Source organism: Streptomyces sp. NPDC023723, from assembly GCF_040639815.1.
In the GTDB taxonomy this organism is placed as follows: Bacteria; Actinomycetota; Actinomycetes; order Streptomycetales; family Streptomycetaceae; genus Streptomyces.
Map to the genome: position 1 here is coordinate 1 of NZ_JBFAAP010000116.1, position 3,818 is coordinate 3,818.

At 73.4% G+C, this 3,818-nt stretch carries 3 protein-coding genes; 2 read left to right on the forward strand and 1 reads right to left on the reverse strand.

Features of this window, described 5'->3' with window-relative positions; translation table 11 throughout:
* Positions 1–134: 134 nt before the first annotated feature.
* The gene (locus AB0G32_RS40185; RefSeq protein WP_361175982.1) at positions 135–518 is read left to right on the forward strand and encodes a peptidoglycan-binding domain-containing protein; all 384 of its coding nucleotides are present in this window, start codon (positions 135–137) and stop codon (positions 516–518) included.
* Between the two features lie 75 nt (positions 519–593).
* Here the strand turns inward: AB0G32_RS40185 and AB0G32_RS40190 are convergent, their stop codons facing one another.
* Positions 594–2,552 carry a LamG-like jellyroll fold domain-containing protein gene (locus AB0G32_RS40190; protein WP_361175985.1) on the reverse strand — a complete coding sequence of 653 codons (1,959 nt, stop codon included), beginning with the start codon at positions 2,550–2,552 and terminating at the stop codon, positions 594–596.
* A 265-nt stretch (positions 2,553–2,817) separates the two neighbouring features.
* Here AB0G32_RS40190 and AB0G32_RS40195 point away from each other — a divergent pair.
* The coding region (locus AB0G32_RS40195; RefSeq protein WP_361175988.1) for an AMP-binding protein at positions 2,818–3,818 on the forward strand (1,001 nt) is incomplete at its 3' end.

Here is a 3,818-nt window from a genome sequence, read left to right on the forward strand (position 1 = left end):
GCGCCCCCACCCGCGCCTTAGGGGCCGCCACGGTGGCGCTGTGGCGGCTGGGGGTGGGGGGGGGGGGCGCCGCTCCGTCGGCCGGGGTGCGGCGGGGGGGGCCCGGGGGGGGGGGGCGGCCGGCCCTGGTGGCGGTGTCGGCGGCGGCCCTGCTGGGCACGGCGGCGACCATGGCGTACACCCTGCGGGACCCGGGCGGCCCGGTGTCGGCGGCCCCGCCCACCTGCGAGAAACCCGGCGTCTACGAGGACGAGACGCACGGCCGCGGCTACACCGCGGGCTGGAGCGGCACCTGGGACTTCACCGTCCAGCGGGGCGACGGCGGCAGCCAGGTGCGGGAGCTCCAGTGTCTGCTGCGGCATCTGCACGGCATCACCGAGGTCGGCGCGGTGGACGGCGACTTCGGGCCGCTCACCCACGGTGCGGTGGTCGCCTTCCAGAAGGGCGCGGGACTGAACCCGGACGGAGTGGTCGGGCCGCGGACCTGGCAGGCGCTGCGGAAGTCGGCGGACGTCTGACGGTCCGCCACCCCCGTCGACCCGCGCCTCTCCTGCTCCCGCCCGCCCATGGACGCCGGCCCGCGCGGAAGCCCCCTAGGCGTTCATGAACTGGTCCGGCGTCAGCGCCCGGCCGCTGATCCGTACGTCGCCGATGGTGCCGTGGAACACCTGGCTGACCGCGTCGGCCCACTGGTAGCCGCCCAGCAGGAACGGCAGGCCGAGGGCGGTCAGGCCGACGGCCCTGCTGGTGGGGTTGCGGCCCTCCTCGCAACCGTCGACGTAGAGCTTGCTGGTCCGGCCGTCGTTGACGACGGCGACGTGCCACCACTGTTCCTTCTGGAGCAGGTGGCTCCAGGCGGTGGTGGCGCCGTCCTGGTTGAGCGGGTAGGCGTTCCACTGGAGTTCGATGGAGCTGGACAGACCGAGGTTGAGGACGGGCTCCTCCGCGGTGGCGGTGGGTCCGTTCTTGCCGGCGGCGGCGGCCGTGCCGGCCCGGCTGAGCATCGCCGACCAGCCGTTGCGACCGCCGTCCCAGTCGGCGGGCACCTTGAAGAAGACCTCGAAGGTGTAGCCGTGCGCGAACGTCTCGCGGTTGACCGGGGCCTTGTCGACCGTGCGCAGGTAGCTGCCGCTGACCGGGTTGCCCTGCCCGGCGAAGACCAGGCTCGCGTGGCCCGGCTGGTCGGGGTGGTGGTCGTCGGTGCGGACCAGGGCGTGGGCCGGGGTGCCGGGGACGGTGCGCAGTTCGAGGTCGTTGCCGTTGCCGGTCTGGTCCTTGACCACCGTGCCGGCGGTGACGTCGGTGCCGGCCCGGCCCTCGTCGAACCGCCAGTAGGCGAGCGTGCCGGGCAGCAGCATCCGGCGGGCCGGGCGGGCTCCCCGGGCCGGCACCGGCGCGAAGCCGGCGAACCGCGCGTCGAAGTCGATCTCCATCGAGAAGCGGTCGACGGCGGAGGTCAGCTCCAGCTCCTGCGCGGCCAGCGCGTTCAGCTCCTCGGCGGCCGCCAGTTCGCGGATCCACGGGGAGAAGGTGGCCACGTCGATCCGGCCCCGGTCCAGGTCGAAGCGGTACGAGCGGATCATGCCGGCGCCGCCGTAGTACCGGTCCTGGTAGTTGGTGATGTGCAGGTACACGTCGTGCCCGGCGTCGTTCTTCAGGACGGTGCTGCCGGGCGGCCAGTAGTGCCCGTTGAGGGTGAGGAAGATCTGGTCGTTGCCCTTGATGAGCCCGTCCCACAGCTGCTGCCCGTACTCGGACAGGCCGGCCGTGCCGTCGTCGTAGGAGCCGACGATCTCGTGGGTGGTGACGATCACCGGCAGCGTCGGGTTGTCCGCGATGACAGCGTTGGCCCAGGCGAAGCCGGACTCCGAGAGCCGCCAGTCCAGGGCCAGCAGCAGCCACTCGCGGCCGCCGGCCCGGAAGATGTGCGCGGTGTTGTAGCCGTCGGGGCTGGAGGCGTGGTGACTGGGCCGCTGCTTCGCCCGGGCGACGCTGAAGGTGTCCAGGTACGGGGTGTCGCCGCGCTGGTCGTCGTCGCCGACGTCGTGGTTGCCGGCCAGCACGCCGTAGGAGGCGCCCGCCCGGTCCAGCAGGTCGAACACCTCGGTGGCGGCGGCGTACTCCTCGGCGAGGCCGTTGTTGGTCACGTCGCCCAGGTGGGCCAGGAAGACGATGTTCTCGTCGTTGCCGCCCGCGCGGCCCCGCGGGTCCAGGACCCAGCGGAAGGACGCCGCCACCGGGGCCGGGTGGATGCGGTCCTGGTCGAACATGTACTGGGTGTCGGGCATCACCACGACGGTGAACCGGGGGTCGTCCGGGTCAGGGCGCCAGGTGCCGCGCGGCTCGCGGGCGGTCGTGGTCCGGGCGTAGGGGTCGTCGTCCGCGTACACGGGTGCCGCGGCCGCCGCCGGCAGCACGGCCGCGCCCGCGCCGAGCGCGGTCGCCCGCTGGAGGAAGGTGCGGCGGCTCGACGCGGCGACGCCGTCGCCGTCGGGGTCCGCGGTGACGGGGCACGCGCAGCCGGGGGTGTGCGCGTCGGTGGGTCTGGCCATTGGGGTCGCTCCCGTGCTCGCTCTTGCGCTCGCTCTTGTTCAATCTTGTTCGAACGGGCGCACGCTACCGAGGGTTCGAGAACGACAGGCTTGCGCGCCGGGTACCGGATATCGAACGCTCCGCCAACAGCCGCACGACGCCCCGTGGACCGGCCCGGGACGGAAAGCTATGGTGAGGCTCGCCTAAGTTGAACCGGCGTTCCACCGGGCCGGAGTACCGAGCCGCCACGTTCCGTACGTTCCCGCACGCTGTTGGAGCTTTCCTGTGACCCTCACTCCCGGTGTGGACTCCCCCACCTGGCCCGCCGAGTTCGCCGAGCGCTACCGCGCGGCCGGCCACTGGCGCGGCGAGACCCTCGGCTCCGTGCTCCGCGAGCGCGCCGCCGCCCACCCCGACCGGATCGCCCTGATCGACCCGGCCCCCGAGCGCCGTACCTGGACCTACCGGGAGCTGGACCAGCGGGCCGACCGGCTGGCCGCCGGATTCCTGGCGCGCGGGATCGGACGCGGCGACCGGGTCGTCGTGCAACTGCCCAACGTGGGCGAGTTCTTCGAGGTGGTCTTCGCGCTGTTCCGGATCGGCGCGCTGCCGGTGTACGCGCTGCCCGCGCACCGCGAGACGGAGATCGGCTACTTCTGCGCCTTCACCGAGGCGGTCGCGTACGTCGTGCCGGACCGGCACGACGGGTTCGACCACCGGTCACTCGCCGGTCTGGTCCGCGAGCGCACGGCCGGCCTGAAGCACGTGTTCGTGGTCGGCGACCCGGGCGAGCACACCCCGCTGGCCGAGGTGCCGTGCGAGCCGTCCGGGCCGTTCGACGGGCCCGAGCCGCACGAGCTGGCGTTCCTCCAGCTCTCCGGCGGCACGACCGGTGTGCCCAAGCTGATCCCGCGCACCCACGACGACTACCTGTACTCGGTGCGCGGCTCCAACGAGATCTGCGGGGTGGACGGCGACACCCGGTTCCTGGTCGCGCTGCCCGCCGCGCACAACTTCCCGATGAGCTCACCGGGCTGGCTCGGCGTGCTGTACGCGGGCGGCACCGCCGTGCTGTGCCAGAACCCCGGTCCGGCCACCGCGTTCGGGCTGATCGAGTCCGAGCGGGTCACCATGACGGGCCTGGTGCCGCCGCTGGCCCTGGTGTGGACGGAGGCCGCGGCGCACGGCGGCCACGACCTGTCGAGTCTGGAGCTGGTGCTGGTGGGCGGCGCCAAGTACAGCGAATCGGCCGCCCGCCGCCTGGAACCCGCCCTCGGCTGCCGCCT